The sequence below is a fragment of the Haliscomenobacter sp. genome, from assembly GCF_965225875.1.
Lineage (GTDB): Bacteria > Bacteroidota > Bacteroidia > Chitinophagales > Saprospiraceae > Haliscomenobacter.
The window spans coordinates 3568649-3590880 of record NZ_CBDDBS010000002.1 but is presented as its reverse complement, the minus strand read 5'-3'; the positions used below and the strand labels follow the sequence as shown (position 1 = coordinate 3590880).

2 protein-coding genes are annotated in these 22232 nt (G+C 53.7%); both read right to left on the bottom strand.

The window, feature by feature from the left end:
- Window positions 1-31: 31 nt before the first annotated feature.
- Complete coding sequence (locus ACO08K_RS16740) at window positions 32-451, bottom strand: hypothetical protein (RefSeq protein ID WP_421797556.1); 420 nt, start codon at window positions 449-451, stop codon at window positions 32-34.
- Between the two features lie 273 nt (window positions 452-724).
- Window positions 725-22231, bottom strand: a complete 21507-nt coding sequence (locus ACO08K_RS16735; protein ID WP_421797555.1) for a hypothetical protein — start codon at window positions 22229-22231, stop codon at window positions 725-727.
- Window position 22232 lies beyond the last annotated feature (1 nt).

Sequence of the window (22232 nt, the reverse complement as noted above, 5' to 3'; positions counted from 1 at the left end):
AGAAAAAAGGGGGGACAAAATACCTTTAAAATTAGTGGTGGAGAAAAGTAATCGGCAGCTTCAACCAAATGAATCCGTTTTTGCGCTGGATCAGGTATCCTCCCGCGGGAATAACCGCGGCAGGGATGTTTAATTTTTGAGTCAACCAACTTGGCAATTGAAATGCTTCTTCTACCAAAAAATGCAGACCTTTAAACTGTTTTTGCCTCAATGATTCGGTGCAATCTGCTTCTGAGAAAGAAAGGTATAAATCCTGGTCGGAAACAGCGAGACGAGTGGGCACTATTTCACAAGCAATCTGGAGGTGCTTTGCTGCATGAATGGTATAAAGTTTACAAATGCCCGACCCTGAACAATCCCGACTGGGTGTGCCAAAAACCACCTGACTATCGATAATTTTTGGCCTTTTTTGAACAGCAATTGGTTCATTGCTGTGGAAAGGAAGTACCATTAGTTCGCTTTTAAAATGTTAGGAATCAAAACTATTGATTACCTATCAACCGGCATTGGAAATAAAGCTGTAAAAATAAGCATTAATTTTAATACTTCATGGGCACTTAGCCGGTAATTCCGTACTCTATTTGGTGTATTTTTTGGTTTTTTTTCTATAAAAGAGACCTGATAATCAAAATAATCCACTACATCAAAATAAAAAAGGGCTCCCGTTTTACGGAGAGCCCTCGTGCATATCTGTATATAAAAATTATCTGGAAAAAATCTAGGACTACCGGTTCAGCAGCACCATTTTTTTGGTGGTAGTGAACTCACTTGTCTCCAAAGTGTAATACATCACTCCACTGGCCCGTAGTTGCTCCTTCCTGAGGATCACCTGGTTGTTGCCTTTGGTGTAATTGCCTTCCACTTTGTAAATCAAGGCACCTTTTACATCTCTTACGGTCAGTACAGCACGGGTTGCGCTGGGCAGGTAAAAGCCGATCTGCGTCTCATCGGTGAAGGGGTTGGGCGTGTTTTGGTACAATGCTGCACGATCCTCTACAGCTTTGCGGCCAAAGCTCAACTGCACACCCATCACTTCATTTTGCAGGCTGTAGGCTTCGATGTTCGTCCGGCGACTGTTGATGGTCAATACTTCGCTCAAGTTGCTGGCCTTGTTGGCTTTTAGCTTGAGGGTGAAGAGGATTGCATCATCTGCCAAGGCCGCAACGCTATGGAACGACGTGGTGAGGATGCCTTCATTTTGGAACAAACCAAAGTTTTCAGCTTTCATCACACCGTAGTCTAAGCCTACAATCTCGGCCTGCTCAGCCACCTGGAGGGTAAACTGGAAGCCTTGTAGTTGCGCCAGGTCTTTGGCCCGGAAAGGTACTTCGTAGGTTTGGCCAGCTTTCAGTGTTTGTTCGGTCGTATTCAGGATCATGTCCTTCGCTCCACGAATTTCACTTGCTACTGCTCCGCTTGCACTGGCATTGCCATTCACGTCACCCATTTTGATCGCAATGAAGTCGGCCTTCACTTCACCCACCAAGTCATTCATGTTCGCTACTTCAGGTATCAATGCTGACCAGGGATTACCCGTTTCTGGGAAAGTGTAGCTCGCATCTACAAACTTCCAACTCGGTACATGGGTATACTTGGTATCTATTCCCAGAATCAATTTCCGAATTTGAATCATATCCAGTGTGGAAATTGTCTTGGAATTATTCACATCTGCCGCAATTAAACGATATGGATTGGTAATCGAACCAATGCCCAGAATGTGTTTTTGGATCAGCAATATATCTAAAGTAGAAACTCCATTGATGTGGTTTTTGTCCAGTTGTGCAGTTACGGTATAGTCGCCTCCTTTGGTCAGGTTGTTGAACAAATAGGCACCATTGGTACTTGTGGTTTGGTTCATCTGCATGGTTCCACTCAGATCCAGGTTGACACCATTTAGTGGTTCCAACTCATCCGTAGTGATTACACCGCTGATCTTAGCAGCAAGTGGATCTACCCCTGGACATACTTTGCGATTGTCCTGAACTTCGATGAAGGTCACACAGAAATCGTGATTACCGGCTTCGTCCCAGGCATGCAGTTCAGCTAAGATCAATTTACCCGCATCAGCACAAGTCAGGTTCAGGCTAGTCTGAGTGGGTATCACTGGAGCCCCAACCCGGTTGATCGAGTACTTGGTAACCAGTTTCAAACCATCCTTTGTTTCTGGCCCCTGGCCGTTGCAATCGTAAATCTTCGAGGCTACCAGGTCAGTTGCCCATACGGTCATCATACCTCCATTGTTGCCATCAGGCATCAAATCAGTGCTCAATCCATTGATACAAATTGGTGCCGGTGCCTTACAATCTTTCACCACAAATGGCAGGCGGGTAGCTACGCTCAGATTGCCACATTCATCACGGCCAACCACAATCAGGTCGTGCAGCCCTTCTGGCACGTTGCTTACACTGATTTCAAACTGGCCATTGCCCAAATCCTTCACACTCCATCTTGGGGTGCTGTACAAAATCATTTTGCCAGCATCCAAGGTTTGGAAAGGTGCAATCATCAATTGTTGACGCTCCAGTTCGACCAGGTTCGTACAGTTGTCTTTCAGTGTAACCACCTTGGTGATGCTGGCGGTACAAGCTGTTGGGCTGGTACAGAAGGTATCACGGGTAGCTGTTACCACCGGACTTTCACTGTCGTACACTTTGATGATCTGGGTGTACATGAAGCTGTGGTAGTATTCATCCGTAGCGGTACACTTGGCCGGGAAGAATCTTTCATCGTCCGCATTCTTTGGCGTCAGGTCTTTCGACAGGTAGAACTCTTCGACTTCATTGCGGTTTTCATCGCGTACCAATACGTAGATCGGTGCCTTGCCATAGTTGCCAAAGGTTGCCCGGTTCACCACGTATACATTGCCTTCTGTCATTGGATCACCACAACGATCATCGTAGGCACACCAGTTGATCACGGTATACGTACGGAAAATCTTGTAGCACTCGTCGTCCGAAGCATCGTAACGTTTGTCAAATACATTCACCGCCAGGATGTCGCAACCCAATTCATCGGTGAGTACTGTATCCACAATTGGTGTCTTGCAATCTGAAGAAGCATCTTTGGGGAAACAGATGTTGTATTGGTGAATGGCTCTGATGGTAATTTTTTGGCTACATTCTACCGTGATCGGGCCTTTGGCTGTTTGTTTGGTCAAAGTCCACTTGCGGATGATGTAACCTGCGCCACACTTCAGTTTCTTCTCTACCGTATAAACCGTATCCAAAGGTGCACAATCATTGCCACTCACAATCGTCACATCGCCAAAGAAGCGTGCTGATGCCGTTTTGGAATCAATCAGGCCCAGGTTCTTGTCGTCACAATCGATCACCATATTCCAGGGTGCGGCACAAACGGGAGCAACTTTGTCTTCGATCGCCAGATCCATCCAGCAATAGTTAGTGTTGCCGCTCTCGTCACCGCCCCACAATTCTACCGTTACCCGTTCGGTAAGATCACAGCAGAAGAACTCGACGATGTCAGCTAGTGGTGTCATCAATTTTCCACCCTTGATGATGAAGGCTTCGCCAAAGTCGGCAATGTCCCCATCTCCATTGATGTCAAAACCGTCGGCTTTCGTTACATCCCCGGAAGCAGTAGCTGCATCCAGTTTACCGTTGCCGTTGGTGTCATAGCCTTTAGCGATAAAGCTCGCAACACATGCATCGGGTACATTACGGCGAACCGCGATCCAGGCCAGTTTGCAGTTGTCAGTTGAGTTCTCATCAATGTCTGCTGCAGATACCTGGGCATAACCGCTGGTATAGCCATTGGCGTTGCTCAGCGTTACATGCAGGTCATCGTCACACTTCATTACAGGTGCAATCTTGTCCTTAACTTCGAAGATGAAGCAGCAGGTAGAAGCATTGTAGCAACCATCGAAAGCGTCAATCACCATCAGGTGCTTGCCCACTGGAAGGCCGATCATCATGCCGTTCATTACAGCATATTCAACTTTGTCCCAGCAGATGTCTTCTTTGTCGCAAGCGCCCAATTGGTAAGCATCGTGGTCACCACGCAGTTCGCCTTTGCGAGCAACATCATTACAGAGCGGATCTTCTGGTCCTTCGTAAACCAAAATACCTTTTACATAACGATCTTTGGTGTAAACACTTACGCTTACATTACCCAGTGCACAGTTGTCCTTGATGGTTACACCAAAGGCAGTTTTGATGCCAGCAACAGTTACTGGAATGGCTGCAGTGCAATCCATTGGGCCAGTAGAAATGTCGTAAGGAGCACCATGTGCATACTCACAAGTTGGAGCAGTGAAGTCACCGATTTTGATCAGGATGTGGAAAGTATCTACGATACCACCTGCACACCAGTCAAATACATACAGTTCACGATCGATTTTAACACCTTTGCCGCCACAGATTGGGAACTCAGTGTCTTTGATCGATACAGAATAGTTGCACTCAACCTGGTCGATGAACAAACAACGTGGGTTAGAAGGAGGATTGTTGAAGTAGCTGCATACATATGGAGTTACATCTTCCTTCTTGATCAGGCTCTTGTCGGGAGTACAAGAGTTGTACTCAACAACATGATCGTACTTGCCTTCTGGATTCTCATCCTTGAACACAAAATCGCTCAGGTCTGGACGAGTGAAGTGGATTTTCTGTGTGTAGTCAGAACGCATGCCGTTGCAATCAGTAGCTACCCACTCGCGAGAGATCGTAGCATAGAGGCCGCCATTAACCTTCATGTCATCACAGTTGTAGAAAACCACTTTGTCGCTCCACTTCAGGGTTACCCGGCAACCACAGTTGTAGCAGTTGTCTTTGAAGTAAGCATAACCCAGGTTTTTGATGTTGTCAGAAACCAGGCCTGGAGGAATCAAGCCCAATTGGCAGTTGTCACCAGTTCCAGCAACACCTTCAGCGTTGTTGATGGTTTGGCTACCCGTTGCAGCAGGACGTGGAGAGTTAAATGCACCTACGTTACCAATCGTCAAACGATTGTTCAACACGTAGTTTACATCGTAGCAATCCAAAGTGAAATCCGCAGGAGCACACACCAGAGCTGGTGCAGTCTTGTCTTCTGCAGTTACCTTGCCCCAGCAGATGATCGTGCCATCGGAACGGAACAAACCATAGGTCCAAACGCCCGCACAATCAATAATAGCCCCATTGCCTGGGTCATTGTCCATTACTCGTACATAGGATCCTGGGCAATTACCATCTGACACCAAATTCGTAGTCAGTAAAAATTGGCAGTTAGCATCCAAGCTTACGGTTACATCTTGGCAAGCACAACTATAGGGCAGCAGGTTGTCGCTATCTGTAGCCGTGTTGTTGCCTGGAGTTGGATCGGTCGTGCCGCTCGGTACACTTACCGTGGCAGTGTTCACCAGGTTACCCGTTTGGCTGGAAGGTACCGATACATTGATCGTATAGGTAATCGAGCCATTCACCGGAATGTTCACCAACTCGCTGATGTTGCCTGTGCCATTGGCGGCACCAGTGGCACCTCCGGCAAAGCTCGCTGACCAACTCGTGATCGTTGTGCCCGCTGGTGCGTTGTCCACTATCGTGGCTCCAACCACATTACTTGGACCTGCATTGCTTGCCACCACGGTGTAGGTCACACCTACCCCAGGGGTGTAGGTTGCACTGCCATCCGTTTTGGTAATTACCAGATCAGCCGATGCTGCTGGAGTATCCGTATCTGTTGCCGTGTTGTTGCCCGGAGTTGGGTCTGTTGTGCCGTTCGGTACACTGACTGTGGCGGTGTTCACCAGATTACCCGTTTGGCTGGAAGGTACCGATACATTGATCGTATAGGTAATCGAGCCACCAGAGGGGATGTTCACCAGCTCGCTGATGTTGCCTGTACCATTGAAAGTACCCGTAGCACCTCCTGCAAAAACTGCACTCCAAGAGGTAATGCTGGTACCTGCTGGCGCACTGTCTGTAACAGTGGCTCCCACTACATTACTTGGACCTGCGTTGCTTGCTACCACGGTGTAGGTCACACCTACTCCAGGGGTATAGGTCGCACTACCGTCCGTTTTAGTGATTACCAGATCTGCTGATGGAGCAGGAGTATCCGTATCTGTAGCCGTGTTGTTGCCCGGCGTTGGGTCGGTCGTGCCGCTTGGTACACTTACCGTGGCGGTGTTCACCAAGTTGCCCGTTTGGCCGGAAGGTACCGATACGTTGATCGTATAGGTAATCGAGCCCTTCGCTGGGATGTTCACCAGCTCGCTGATGTTGCCTGTGCCGTTGGCGGCGCCGGTAGCACCGCCTGCAAAAACTGCACTCCAGGAGCTGATGCTAGTGCCCGCTGGCGCACTGTCTGTAACAGTAGCTCCCACGACATTACTTGGACCTGCGTTGCTCGCTACCACGGTGTAGGTCACACCTACCCCAGGGGTGTAGGTGGTACTGCCGTCCGTTTTGGTAATTACCAGATCAGCCGATGGAGCCGGAGTATCCGTATCTGTAGCCGTGCTGTTGTCTGGAGTTGGATCCGTCGTGCCGCTTGGTACACTGACCGTGGCGGTATTCACCAGGTTACCCGTTTGGCTGGAGGGTACCGATACAGTGATCGTATACGTAATCGAGCCATTTGCTGGGATATTCACCAACTCGCTGATGTTGCCTGTACCGTTGGCGGTGCCTGTAGCTCCGCCGGCAAAGCTCGCTGACCAGCTCGTGATCGTTGTGCCCGCTGGGGCATTGTCCACTACCGTGGCACCCACTACGTTACTTGGACCTGCGTTGCTTGCCACCACGGTATAAGTCACAGCTACTCCAGGGGTATAGGTCGCACTGCCGTTCGTTTTGCTGATCGACAAGTCTGCAGATGGGGCCGGAGTATCCGTATCTGTTGCCGTGTTGTTGCCCGGAGTTGGGTCGGTCGTGCCGCTCGGCACACTGACTGTGGCGGTATTCACCAAGTTACCCGTTTGGTCGGAAGGTACAGATACATTGATCGTATAGGTAATCGAGCCATTTGCCGGAATGTTCACCAGCTCGCTGATGTTGCCTGTACCGTTGGCAGCACCTGTAGCGCCTCCTGCAAAGCTCGCTGACCAACTCGTGATCGTCGTGCCCGCTGGGGCACTGTCTGTAACAGTAGCTCCTACTACATTACTTGGACCTGCATTGCTTGCTACCACGGTGTAGGTCACGCCTACCCCAGGAGTGTAGGTTGCACTGCCGTCCGTTTTGCTGATTACCAGATCAGCCGATGGAGCAGGAGTATCCGTATCTGTTGCCGTGTTGTCGCCCGGCGTTGGATCGGTCGTACCGCTTGGTACACTGACCGTGGCGGTATTCACCAGATTACCCGTTTGGCTGGAGGGTACCGATACATTGATCGTATAGGTAATCGAGCCATTCGCCGGGATGTTCACCAGTTCACTGATGTTGCCTGTACCATTGGCGGTGCCAGTAGCTCCTCCGGCAAAAACTGCACTCCAGGAGCTGATGCTAGTGCCCGCTGGCGCACTGTCTGTGACAGTAGCACCCACGACATTACTTGGTCCTACGTTGCTCGCTACCACGGTGTAGGTCACGCCTACCCCAGGGGTGTAGGTCGCACTGCCGTCCGTTTTGCTGATTACCAGATCAGCCGATGGGGCCGGAGTATCCGTATCTGTGGCTGTGTTGTTACCTGGCGTTGGGTCGGTCGTGCCGCTCGGTACACTGACCGTGGCGGTGTTCACCAGGTTGCCCGTTTGGCTGGAGGGTACCGATACAGTAATCGTATACGTAATCGAGCCATTTGCAGGAATGTTCACCAGCTCGCTAATGTTGCCTGTGCCGTTGGCGGTGCCTGTAGCGCCTCCGGCAAAAACTGCACTCCAGGAGCTAATGCTGGTGCCCGCAGGAGCATTGTCTACTACCGTGGCACCCACTACATTACTTGGTCCTGCGTTGCTCGCTACCACGGTGTAGGTCACACCCACTCCAGGGGTGTAGGTTGCACTACCGTCCGTTTTGGTAATTGACAAGTCTGCCGATGGGGCTGGAGTGTCCGTATCTGTTGCCGAGTTGTTGCCCGGAGTTGGATCAGTCGTGCCGCTCGGTACACTGACCGTGGCGGTGTTCATCAGGTTGCCCGTTTGGCTGGAAGGTACCGATACATTGATCGTATAGGTAATCGAGCCATTTGCAGGGATGTTTACCAGTTCGCTGATGTTGCCTGTACCACTAGCGGTGCCGGTAGCGCCACCTGCAAAGCTCGCTGACCAACTCGTGATCGTCGTGCCCGCTGGGGCATTGTCCACTACCGTAGCACCCACCACATTACTTGGGCCTGCGTTGCTCGCTACCACGGTGTAGGTCACACCCACCCCAGGAGTGTAAGTCGCACTGCCATCCGTTTTGGTAATTACCAGATCAGCCGATGGAGCCGGAGTATCCGTATCTATTGCCGTGTTGTCGCCCGGAGTTGGATCAGTCGTGCCGCTTGGTACACTGACCGTGGCGGTATTCACCAGATTACCCGTTTGGCTGGAGGGTACCGATACAGTGATCGTATAGGTAATCGAGCCATTCGCAGGTATGTTCACCAGCTCGCTGATGTTGCCCGTGCCGTTGGCGGTGCCTGTAGCTCCACCTGCAAAAACTGCACTCCAGGAGGTAATGGTGGTACCAGATGGAGCACTGTCCACTACAGTTGCACCTACTACGTTACTTGGACCTCCATTGCTCGCCACAACGGTGTAGGTCACACCTACCCCAGGGGTGTAGGTTGTACTGCCGTCCGTTTTGCTGATTACCAGATCAGCCGATGGAGCAGGAGTATCCGTATCTGTTGCCGTGTTGTCGCCCGGCGTTGGATCGGTCGTACCGCTCGGTACACTGACTGTGGCGGTGTTCACCAGGTTACCCGTTTGGCTGGAGGGTACCGATACGTTGATCGTATACGTAATCGAGCCATTCGCAGGAATGTTCACCAGCTCGCTGATGTTGCCTGTACCGTTGACAGTGCCTGTAGCTCCACCGGCAAAAACTGCACTCCAGGAGCTGATCGTCGTGCCTGCTGGAGCACTGTCTGTGACAGTAGCACCCACCACGTTACTTGGTCCATCGTTGCTTGCTACCACGGTGTAGGTCACACCTACCCCAGGGGTGTAGGTGGTACTGCCATCCGTTTTGGTAATTACCAGATCTGCCGATGGGGCCGGAGTGTTCGTATCTGTAGCCGTGTTGTTGTCTGGAGTTGGATCGGTTGTGCCGCTCGGTACACTGACCGTGGCGGTATTCACCAGGTTACCCGTTTGGCTGGAAGGTACCGATACATTGATCGTGTACGTAATCGAGCCATTTGCCGGAATGTTCACCAACTCGCTGATGTTGCCTGTACCATTGGCAGTGCCTGTAGCTCCACCGGCAAAGCTCGCTGACCAACTCGTGATCGTCGTGCCCGCTGGTGCACTGTCCACTACCGTGGCACCCACCACATTACTTGGACCCGCGTTGCTTGCTACCACGGTGTAGGTCACACCCACCCCAGGAGTGTAAGTCGCACTGCCATCCGTTTTGGTAATTACCAGATCAGCCGATGCTGCCGGAGTATCCGTATCTGTAGCCGTGTTGTTGCCAGGCGTTGGATCAGTTGTGCCGCTTGGCACACTGACCGTGGCGGTATTCACCAAGTTGCCCGTTTGGCTGGAGGGTACCGATACAGTGATCGTGTAAGTAATCGAGCCATTTGCTGGGATGCTCACCAGTTCGCTGATGTTGCCTGTACCATTGGCAGTGCCTGTGGCGCCACCGGCAAAAACTGCACTCCAGGAGCTGATGCTGGTACCTGCTGGAGCACTGTCTGTAACAGTAGCTCCTACCACATTACTTGGACCTGCGTTGCTCGCTACTACGGTGTAGGTCACACCCACCCCAGGGGTGTAGGTTGCACTACCGTCCGTTTTGCTGATCGACAAGTCTGCCGATGCTGCGGGAGTATCTGTATCTGTTGCCGAGTTGTTGCCCGGAGTTGGATCAGTCGTGCCGCTCGGTACACTTACCGTGGCGGTGTTCACCAGATTACCCGTCCGGCTGGAAGGTACCGATACATTAATCGTATAGGTAATCGAGCCATTCGCAGGAATGTTCACCAGCTCGCTGATGTTGCCTGTACCGTTGGCGGTACCTGTGGCCCCTCCGGCAAAGCTCGCTGACCAACTCGTGATCGTCGTACCCGCTGGTGCGTTGTCCACTACCGTAGCACCCACCACATTACTTGGACCCGCGTTGCTTGCTACCACGGTGTAGGTCACGCCTACCCCAGGGGTGTAGGTTGTACTGCCATCCGTTTTGCTGATCGACAAGTCTGCCGATGCTGCCGGAGTGTCCGTATCTGTTGCCGTGTTGTTGTCTGGAGTTGGATCGGTCGTACCGCTCGGTACACTGACTGTGGCAGTATTCACCAGGTTACCCGTTTGGCTGGAAGGTACCGATACAGTGACCGTATAGGTAATCGAGCCATTTGCAGGGATGTTCACCAGCTCGCTGATGTTGCCTGTGCCATTGGCGGTGCCGGTGGCGCCTCCTGCAAAAACTGCACTCCAAGAAGTGATCGTCGTACCAGCTGGCGCACTGTCTGTGACAGTAGCTCCCACTACGTTACTTGGACCTGCGTTGCTTGCTACCACGGTATAAGTCACACCCACCCCAGGGGTGTACGTCGCACTGCCGTCTGTTTTGGTAATTGACAAGTCTGCAGATGCTGCGGGAGTGTCTGTATCTGTAGCCGTGTTGTCGCCCGGAGTTGGATCGGTTGTGCCGCTCGGTACACTTACCGTGGCGGTATTCACCAGGTTACCCGTTTGGCTGGAAGGTACCGATACATTGATCGTGTAGGTAATCGAGCCAGTTGCCGGGATGTTCACCTGCTCGCTGATATTGCCTGTGCCATTGGCGGTGCCGGTAGCACCTCCGGCAAAAACTGCACTCCAAGAGCTAATGCTGGTACCTGCAGGCGCACTGTCTGTGACAGTAGCTCCTACCACATTACTTGGACCTGCGTTGCTTGCTACCACGGTGTAAGTCACACCCACCCCAGGGGTATAAGTCGCACTGCCATCCGTTTTGGTGATTACTAGATCAGCCGATGGGGCTGGAGTGTCTGTATCTGTTGCCGAGTTGTTGCCCGGAGTTGGATCAGTCGTGCCGCTCGGTACACTGACCGTGGCGGTGTTCACCAGATTACCCGTCCGGCTGGAAGGTACCGATACATTAATCGTATAGGTAATCGAGCCATTCGCAGGAATGTTCACCAGCTCGCTGATGTTGCCTGTACCGTTGGCGGTACCTGTGGCCCCTCCGGCAAAGCTCGCTGACCAACTCGTGATCGTCGTACCCGCTGGTGCGTTGTCCACTACCGTAGCACCCACCACATTACTTGGACCCGCGTTGCTTGCTACCACGGTGTAGGTCACACCTACCCCAGGGGTGTAAGTCGCACTGCCATCCGTTTTGGTAATTACCAGATCAGCCGATGGCGCCGGAGTATCCGTATCTGTAGCCGTGTTGTTGTCTGGAGTTGGATCGGTCGTGCCGCTCGGTACACTGACCGTGGCGGTGTTCACCAGGTTACCCGTTTGGCTGGAGGGTACCGATACAGTGATCGTATACGTAATCGAGCCATTTGCAGGGATGTTCACCAGCTCGCTGATGTTGCCTGTGCCATTGGCGGTGCCTGTAGCACCTCCTGCAAAGCTCGCTGACCAACTCGTGATCGTCGTGCCCGCTGGGGCACTGTCTGTAACAGTAGCTCCTAATACATTACTTGGACCTGCATTGCTTGCCACCACGGTATAAGTCACACCTACCCCAGGGGTGTAGGTGGTACTGCCATCCGTTTTGGTAATTACCAGATCAGCCGACGGGGCCGGAGTATCCGTATCTGTTGCCGTGTTGTTGCCCGGAGTTGGATCAGTTGTGCCGCTCGGTACACTGACCGTGGCGGTGTTCACCAGATTCCCCGTTTGGCCGGAAGGTACCGATACATTGATCGTGTACGTAATCGAGCCACCAGAGGGGATGTTCACCAGCTCGCTGATGTTGCCGGTACCATTGACAGTGCCCGTAGCGCCTCCGGCAAAGCTCGCTGACCAACTCGTGATCGTTGTGCCCGCTGGGGCATCGTCCACTACCGTGGCACCTACTGCGTTACTTGGACCTGCGTTGCTCGCTACCACGGTGTAGGTCACACCCACCCCAGGGGTATAGGTTGTACTACCGTCCGTTTTGGTAATTACCAGATCAGCCGATGCTGCCGGAGTATCCGTATCTGTTGCCGTGTTGTTGCCCGGAGTTGGATCGGTCGTGCCGCTCGGTACACTGACCGTGGCGGTATTCACCAGATTACCCGTTTGGCTGGAAGGTACCGATACGTTGATCGTATACGTAATCGAGCCATTCGCAGGGATGTTCACCAGCTCGCTGATGTTGCCTGTACCGTTGGCGGTACCTGTGGCCCCTCCGGCAAAGCTCGCTGACCAACTCGTGATCGTCGTACCCGCTGGTGCGTTGTCCACTATCGTGGCTCCAACCACATTACTTGGACCTCCGTTGCTCGCTACCACGGTGTAGGTCACACCTACCCCAGGGGTGTAGGTCGCACTGCCGTCCGTTTTGGTAATCGACAAGTCTGCCGATGGAGCGGGAGTATCCGTATCTGTTGCCGTGTTGTTGCCTGGAGTTGGATCGGTCGTGCCGCTCGGTACACTTACCGTGGCAGTGTTCACCAGGTTACCCGTTTGGCTGGAAGGTACCGATACGTTGATCGTATACGTAATCGAGCCATTCACCGGAATGTTCACCAGCTCGCTGATGTTGACTGTGCCATTGGCGGCACCAGTGGCGCCTCCGGCAAAGCTCGCTGACCAACTCGTGATCGTCGTGCCCGCTGGGGCACTGTCTGTAACAGTAGCTCCTACTACGTTACTTGGACCCGCGTTGCTTGCTACCACGGTGTAGGTCACAGCTACCCCAGGGGTGTACGTCGCACTGCCATCCGTTTTGGTGATCGACAAGTCTGCCGATGCTGCGGGAGTATCTGTATCTGTTGCCTTGTTGTTGCCCGGCGTTGGATCGGTCGTACCGCTTGGTACACTGACTGTGGCTGTGTTCACCAGGTTACCCGTTTGGCTGGAGGGTACCGATACATTAATCGTATAGGTAATCGAGCCGTTTGCCGGGATGTTCACCAGCTCGTTGATGTCGCCTGTACCATTGGCGGTACCTGTAGCACCTCCAGCAAAGCTCGCTGACCAACTCGTGATCGTCGTGCCCGCAGGAGCACTGTCTGTAACAGTAGCTCCCACCACATTACTTGGACCTGCGTTGCTTGCTACCACAGTGTAGGTCACACCTACCCCAGGGGTGTAGGTCGCACTGCCATCCGTTTTGGTAATTACCAGATCAGCTGATGGGGCCGGAGTATCCGTATCTGTTGCCGAGTTGTTGCCCGGAGTGGGGTCGGTCGTGCCGCTCGGTACACTGACCGTGGCGGTATTCACCAGATTACCCGTTTGGCTGGAAGGTACCGATACCGTGATCGTATACGTAATCGAGCCATTTGCCGGGATGTTCACCAGCTCGCTGATGTTGCCTGTACCATTGGCCGTACCAGTAGCCCCACCTGCAAAAACTGCACTCCAGGAGGTAATGCTCGTGCCCGCAGGAGCGTTGTCCACCACCGTGGCACCCACTACGTTACTTGGACCTGCATTGCTCGCCACCACGGTGTAGGTCACGCCTACCCCAGGGGTGTACGTCGCACTGCCATCCGTTTTGGTGATCGACAAGTCTGCCGATGGAGCAGGAGTATCCGTATCTGTTGCCGTGTTGTTGCCCGGAGTGGGGTCAGTCGTGCCGCTTGGTACACTGACTGTCGCGGTGTTCACCAGGTTACCCGTTTGGCTGGAGGGTACCGATACAGTGATCGTATACGTAATCGAGCCATTTGCAGGGATGTTCACCAGCTCGCTGATGTTGCCTGTACCATTGGCAGCACCTGTAGCGCCTCCGGCAAAGCTCGCTGACCAACTCGTGATCGTCGTGCCCGCTGGGGCACTGTCTGTGACAGTAGCTCCCACTACGTTACTTGGACCCGCGTTGCTTGCTACCACGGTGTAGGTCACAGCTACCCCAGGGGTGTACGTCGCACTGCCATCCGTTTTGGTGATCGACAAGTCTGCCGATGCTGCGGGAGTATCTGTATCTGTTGCCGTGTTGTCGCCCGGCGTTGGATCGGTCGTACCGCTTGGTACACTGACTGTGGCTGTGTTCACCAGGTTACCCGTTTGGCTGGAGGGTACCGATACATTAATCGTATAGGTAATCGAGCCGTTTGCCGGGATGTTCACCAGCTCGTTGATGTCGCCTGTACCATTGGCGGTACCTGTAGCACCTCCAGCAAAGCTCGCTGACCAACTCGTGATCGTCGTGCCCGCAGGAGCACTGTCTGTAACAGTAGCTCCCACCACATTACTTGGACCTGCGTTGCTTGCTACCACAGTGTAGGTCACACCTACCCCAGGGGTGTAGGTCGCACTGCCGTCCGTTTTGGTAATTACCAGATCAGCCGATGCTGCCGGAGTATCTGTATCTGTTGCCGTGTTGTTGCCCGGCGTTGGATCGGTCGTACCGCTTGGTACACTGACCGTGGCGGTATTCACCAGGTTACCCGTTTGGCTGGAGGGTACCGATACAGTGATCGTGTAGGTAATCGAGCCATTTGCAGGAATGTTCACCAGCTCGCTGATGTTGCCTGTACCATTGACAGTGCCTGTGGCACCTCCTGCAAAAACTGCACTCCAGGAGCTAATGCTGGTGCCCGCTGGTGCATTGTCTACTACCGTGGCACCCACTACATTACTTGGGCCTGCGTTGCTTGCTACCACGGTGTAGGTCACAGCTACCCCAGGGGTGTAGGTGGCACTTCCGTCTGTTTTGGTAATTGACAAGTCTGCAGATGCTGCGGGAGTGTCTGTATCTGTAGCCGTGTTGTTGCCCGGAGTTGGGTCAGTCGTGCCGCTTGGTACACTTACCGTGGCGGTATTCACCAGATTCCCCGTTTGGTTGGAAGGTACCGATACATTGATCGTGTAGGTAATCGAGCCGTTTGCCGGGATGTTCACCAGTTCGCTGATGTTGCCTGTACCATTGGCGGTACCTGTAGCTCCACCAGCAAAAACTGCACTCCAGGAGCTAATGCTGGTGCCCGCTGGGGCACTGTCTGTAACAGTAGCTCCTACCACATTACTTGGTCCTGCGTTGCTTGCTACCACGGTGTAGGTCACACCCACCCCAGGGGTGTAGGTCGCACTGCCGTCCGTTTTGGTAATCGACAAGTCTGCCGATGGAGTCGGAGTATCCGTATCTGTTGCCGAGTTGTTGCCTGGCGTTGGGTCGGTCGTACCGCTAGGTACACTGACTGTCGCGGTGTTCACCAGGTTACCCGTTTGGCCGGAAGGTACCGATACGTTGATCGTGTAGGTAATTGAGCCATTCGCCGGAATGTTCACCAGCTCGCTGATGTTGCCCGTACCGTTGGCGGTGCCTGTGGCCCCACCTGCAAAAACTGCACTCCAGGAGCTAATGCTGGTGCCCGCTGGTGCGTTGTCCACTACCGCAGCTCCTACCACATTACTTGGTCCTGCGTTGCTTGCCACCACGGTATAAGTCACAGCTACTCCAGGGGTGTAGGTCGCACTACCATCCGTTTTGGTAATCGACAAGTCTGCCGATGCTGCCGGAGTATCCGTATCTGTAGCTGAGTTGTTGCTTGGAGTTGGATCGGTCGTGCCGCTCGGTACACTGACCGTGGCGGTATTCACCAGATTACCCGTTTGGCTGGAAGGTACCGATACATTGATCGTGTAGGTAATCGAGCCATTTGCAGGGATGTTCACCAGCTCGCTGATGTTGCCTGTACCATTGGCGGTACCTGTAGCTCCACCAGCAAAAACTGCACTCCAGGAGCTAATGCTGGTGCCCGCTGGTGCACTGTCTGTAACAGTAGCTCCTACTACATTACTTGGACCTGCATTGCTTGCTACCACGGTGTAGGTCACGCCTACCCCAGGAGTGTAGGTTGCACTGCCGTCCGTTTTAGTGATTACCAGATCAGCTGATGGAGCAGGAGTATCCGTATCTGTTGCCGTGTTGTTGCCCGGCGTTGGATCGGTCGTACCGCTCGGTACACTGACCGTGGCGGTGTTCACCAGATTACCCGTTTGGCTGGAAGGTACCGATACATTGATCGTATACGTAATCGAGCCATTTGCCGGGATGTTCACCAGCTCGCTGATGTTGCCTGTGCCATTGGCCGTGCCTGTAGCGCCTCCAGCAAAGCTCGCTGACCAACTCGTGATCGTCGTGCCCGCTGGTGCACTGTCTGTAACAGTAGCTCCTACTACATTACTTGGACCTGCATTGCTCGCTACCACGGTGTAGGTCACGCCTACCCCAGGAGTGTAGGTTGCACTGCCGTCCGTTTTAGTGATTACCAGATCAGCTGATGGAGCAGGAGTATCCGTATCTGTTGCCGTGTTGTTGCCCGGCGTTGGATCGGTCGTACCGCTCGGTACACTGACCGTGGCGGTATTCACCAGATTACCCGTTTGGCTGGAAGGTATCGATACATTGATCGTATACGTAATCGAGCCAGTTGCAGGGATGTTCACCAGCTCGCTGATGTCGCCTGTACCATTGGCCGTGCCTGTAGCGCCTCCGGCAAAGCTCGCTGACCAACTTGTGATCGTTGTGCCCGCAGGGGCACTGTCTGTAACAGTAGCTCCTACCACATTACTTGGTCCTGCATTGCTTGCCACCACTGTGTAAGTCACGCCTACCCCAGGGGTGTAGGTTGCACTACCGTCCATTTTAGTGATTACCAGATCAGCTGATGGAGCCGGAGTATCCGTATCTGTAGCCGTGTTGTCGCCCGGAGTTGGATCGGTCGTGCCACTCGGTACACTGACTGTGGCGGTATTCACCAGGTTACCCGTTTGGCTGGAAGGTACCGATACAGTGATCGTATACGTAATCGAGCCATTCGCCGGGATGTTCACCGTCTGGCTGATGTTACCTGTACCATTGGCGGTGCCTGTAGCTCCACCTGCAAAGCTCGCTGACCAACTCGTGATCGTCGTCCCCGCAGGTGCATTGTCCACTACCGTAGCACCCACCACATTACTTGGACCCGCGTTGCTTGCTACCACGGTGTAAGTCACACCTACCCCAGGGGTGTACGTCGCACTGCCATCCGTTTTGGTAATTACCAGATCAGCCGATGGAGCAGGAGTATCCGTATCTATAGCCGAGTTGTTGCCCGGAGTTGGGTCAGTCGTGCCGCTTGGTACACTGACCGTGGCGGTGTTCACCAGGTTACCCGTTTGGCTGGAGGGTACCGATACATTGATCGTATACGTAATCGAGCCATTTGCTGGGATATTCACCAACTCGCTGATGTTGCCTGTACCGTTGGCGGTGCCTGTAGCTCCGCCGGCAAAGCTCGCTGACCAGCTCGTGATCGTTGTGCCCGCTGGGGCATTGTCCACTACCGTGGCACCCACTACGTTACTTGGACCTGCGTTGCTTGCCACCACGGTATAAGTCACAGCTACTCCAGGGGTATAGGTCGCACTGCCGTTCGTTTTGCTGATCGACAAGTCTGCAGATGGGGCCGGAGTATCCGTATCTGTTGCCGTGTTGTTGCCCGGAGTTGGGTCGGTCGTGCCGCTCGGTACACTGACTGTGGCGGTATTCACCAAGTTGCCCGTTTGGTCGGAAGGTACCGATACATTGATCGTATAGGTAATCGAGCCATTTGCCGGAATGTTCACCAGCTCGCTGATGTTGCCTGAACCGTTGGCAGCACCTGTAGCGCCTCCGGCAAAGCTCGCTGACCAACTCGTGATCGTCGTGCCCGCTGGGGCACTGTCTGTAACAGTAGCTCCTACTACATTACTTGGACCCGCGTTGCTTGCTACCACGGTGTAGGTCACACCCACCCCAGGAGTGTAGGTTGCACTGCCGTCCGTTTTGCTGATTACCAGATCAGCCGATGGAGCAGGAGTATCCGTATCTGTTGCCGTGTTATTGCCCGGAGTTGGATCGGTTGTACCGCTCGGTACACTGACTGTGGCGGTGTTCACCAGGTTACCCGTTTGGCTGGAAGGTACCGATACAGTGATCGTATAGGTAATCGAGCCATTTGCAGGGATGTTCACCAGCTCGCTGATGTTGCCTGTACCATTGGCCGTGCCTGTAGCGCCTCCGGCAAAGCTCGCTGACCAACTTGTGATCGTTGTGCCTGCAGGTGCATTGTCTACTACCGTGGCACCCACCACATTACTTGGACCTGCATTGCTTGCCACCACGGTGTAGGTCACAGCTACCCCAGGGGTATAGGTGGCACTGCCATCTGTTTTGGTGATTGACAAGTCTGCAGATGCTGCTGGAGTATCCGTATCTGTTGCCGTGTTGTTGCCTGGAGTTGGGTCGGTTGTGCCGCTTGGTACACTTACCGTGGCGGTGTTCACCAGGTTACCCGTTTGGCTGGAGGGTACCGATACATTGATCGTGTACGTAATCGAGCCGTTTGCCGGGATGTTCACCAGTTCGCTGATGTTGCCTGTACCATTGGCGGTACCTGTGGCGCCACCTGCAAAAACTGCACTCCAAGAGGTAATGGTGGTACCAGATGGAGCACTGTCCACTACAGTTGCACCTACTACGTTACTTGGACCTCCATTGCTCGCCACAACGGTGTAGGTCACACCCACCCCAGGGGTGTAGGTTGCACTACCATCCGTTTTGGTGATTGACAAGTCTGCCGATGGAGTCGGAGTATCCGTATCTGTTGCCGAGTTGTTGCCTGGCGTTGGGTCGGTCGTACCTCTAGGTACACTGACCGTGGCGGTGTTCACCAAATTGCCCGTCCGGCTGGAAGGTACCGATACATTGATCGTATAGGTAATCGAGCCACCAGAGGGGATGTTCACCAGCTCGCTAATGTTGCCTGTACCGTTGGCGGCACCTGTGGCTCCACCAGCAAAAACTGCACTCCAGGAGCTGATACTGGTACCTGCTGGAGCACTGTCTGTAACAGTAGCTCCTACCACATTACTTGGACCTGCATTGCTTGCTACCACGGTGTAAGTCACACCTACCCCAGGGGTGTACGTCGCACTGCCGTCCGTTTTGGTAATCACCAGATCAGCTGTTGGGGCTGGAGTGTCTGTATCTGTTGCCGTGTTGTTGCCAGGCGTTGGATCGGTCGTGCCGCTTGGTACACTGACCGTGGCAGTGTTCACCAAATTACCCGTTTGGCTGGAAGGTACCGATACATTGATCGTATAGGTAATCGAGCCATTTGCAGGGATGTTCACCAGCTCGCTGATGTTGCCTGTGCCATTGGCGGTACCTGTAGCTCCTCCTGCAAAAACTGCACTCCAGGAGCTAATGCTGGTGCCCGCGGGAGCACTGTCCACTACCGTGGCACCCACTACATTACTTGGACCTGCGTTGCTTGCTACCACGGTGTAAGTCACACCCACACCAGGGGTGTAGGTCGCACTACCATCCGTTTTGGTAATCACCAGATCAGCGGATGCTGCCGGAGTATCCGTATCTGTAGCCGTGTTGTTGCCCGGAGTTGGGTCAGTCGTACCGCTTGGTACACTCACCGTGGCGGTGTTCACCAGATTCCCCGTTTGGCTGGAAGGTACCGATACAGTAATCGTATACGTAATCGAGCCATTCGCCGGGATGTTCACCAGTTCGCTGATATTGCCTGTGCCATTGGCCATGCCCGTAGCGCCTCCTGCAAAGCTCGCTGACCAACTCGTGATCGTTGTGCCCGCTGGGGCACTGTCTGTAACAGTAGCTCCTACCACATTACTTGGTCCTGCGTTGCTCGCCACCACGGTGTAAGTCACACCTACCCCAGGGGTGTACGTCGCACTGCCGTCCGTCTTGGTAATCACCAGATCAGCTGTTGGGGCTGGAGTGTCTGTATCTGTTGCCGTGTTGTTGCCAGGCGTTGGATCGGTCGTGCCGCTTGGTACACTGACCGTGGCAGTGTTCACCAAATTACCCGTTTGGCTGGAAGGTACCGATACAGTAATCGTATACGTAATCGAGCCATTTGCCGGGATGTTCACCAGCTCGCTGATGTTGCCCGTACCATTGACAGTGCCTGTGGCACCTCCTGCAAAAACTGCACTCCAGGAGCTGATCGTCGTGCCCGCTGGTGCATTATCCACCACTGTGGCACCCACTACATTACTTGGACCTGCGTTGCTTGCTACCACTGTGTAGGTCACACCTACCCCAGGAGTGTAGTTTGCACTACCGTCCGTTTTGGTAATTACCAGATCAGCTGATGGAGCCGGAGTATCCGTATCTGTAGCCGTGTTGTCGCCCGGAGTTGGATCGGTCGTGCCGCTCGGTACATTGACCGTGGCGGTATTCACCAGGTTACCCGTTTGGCTGGAGGGTACCGATACAGTGATCGTGTAGGTAATCGAGCCATTTGCAGGAATGTTCACCAGCTCGCTGATGTCGCCTGTACCATTGGCCGTGCCTGTAGCGCCTCCGGCAAAGCTCGCTGACCAGCTCGTGATCGTTGTGCCCGCTGGAGCATTGTCCACTACCGTGGCACCCACTACATTACTTGGACCTGCATTGCTTGCCACCACGGTGTAAGTCACACCTACCCCAGGTGTGTACGTTGCACTGCCGTCCGTTTTGGTGATTGCCAGATCAGCCGATGGCGCTGGAGTATCCGTATCTGTAGCCGAGTTGTTGCCCGGCGTTGGGTCAGTCGTGCCGCTCGGTACACTGACTGTCGCGGTGTTCACCAAATTACCCGTTTGGCTGGAGGGTACCGATACAGTGATCGTATAGGTAATCGAGCCATTCGCAGGGATGTTCACCAGCTCGCTGATGTTGCCTGTACCGTTGGCGGTACCTGTGGCTCCACCAGCAAAAACTGCACTCCAGGAGCTGATACTGGTACCTGCTGGAGCACTGTCTGTAACAGTAGCTCCCACCACATTACTTGGACCTGCGTTGCTTGCTACCACTGTGTAGGTCACACCTACCCCAGGGGTGTAGGTCGTACTGCCATCCGTTTTGGTAATTACCAGATCAGCCGATGGAGCCGGAGTATCCGTATCTGTAGCCGAGTTGTTGCCCGGAGTTGGGTCGGTTGTACCGCTCGGTACACTGACTGTGGCGGTGTTCACCAGGTTCCCCGTTTGGCTGGAAGGTACCGATACATTGATCGTGTAGGTAATCGAGCCATTTGCAGGGATGTTCACCAGCTCGCTGATGTTGCCCGTGCCGTTGGCGGTACCTGTGGCTCCACCGGCAAAAACTGCACTCCAAGAAGTGATCGTCGTACCAGCTGGCGCACTGTCTGTGACAGTAGCTCCCACTACGTTACTTGGACCTGCGTTGCTTGCTACCACAGTGTAGGTCACACCTACCCCAGGGGTATAGGTCGCACTGCCGTCCGTTTTGGTAATTACCAGATCAGCCGATGCTGCCGGAGTATCCGTATCTGTAGCCGAGTTGTTGCCCGGAGTTGGGTCAGTCGTACCGCTTGGTACACTCACCGTGGCGGTGTTCACCAGGTTGCCCGTTTGGCTGGAAGGTACCGATACAGTAATCGTATACGTAATCGAGCCATTCGCAGGAATGTTCACCAGCTCGCTGATGTTGCCTGTACCGTTGGCGGTACCTGTGGCTCCACCAGCAAAAACTGCACTCCAGGAGCTGATACTGGTACCTGCTGGAGCACTGTCTGTAACAGTAGCTCCTACCACATTACTTGGACCTGCATTGCTTGCTACCACGGTGTAAGTCACACCTACCCCAGGGGTGTACGTCGCACTGCCATCCGTTTTGGTAATTACCAGATCAGCTGATGCTGCCGGAGTGTCTGTATCTATAGCCGAGTTGTTGCCCGGAGTTGGGTCAGTCGTGCCGCTTGGTACACTTACCGTGGCGGTATTCACCAGATTCCCCGTTTGGTTGGAAGGTACCGATACATTGATCGTGTAGGTAATCGAGCCGTTTGCCGGGATGTTCACCAGCTCACTGATGTTGCCGGTGCCGCTGGCGGTGCCCGTGGCGCCTCCTGCAAAAACTGCGCTCCAGCTCGTGATCGTTGTGCCCGCAGGAGCATTGTCCACTACTGTGGCGCCCACTACGTTACTTGGACCTACGTTGCTTGCTACCACCGTGTAGGTCACA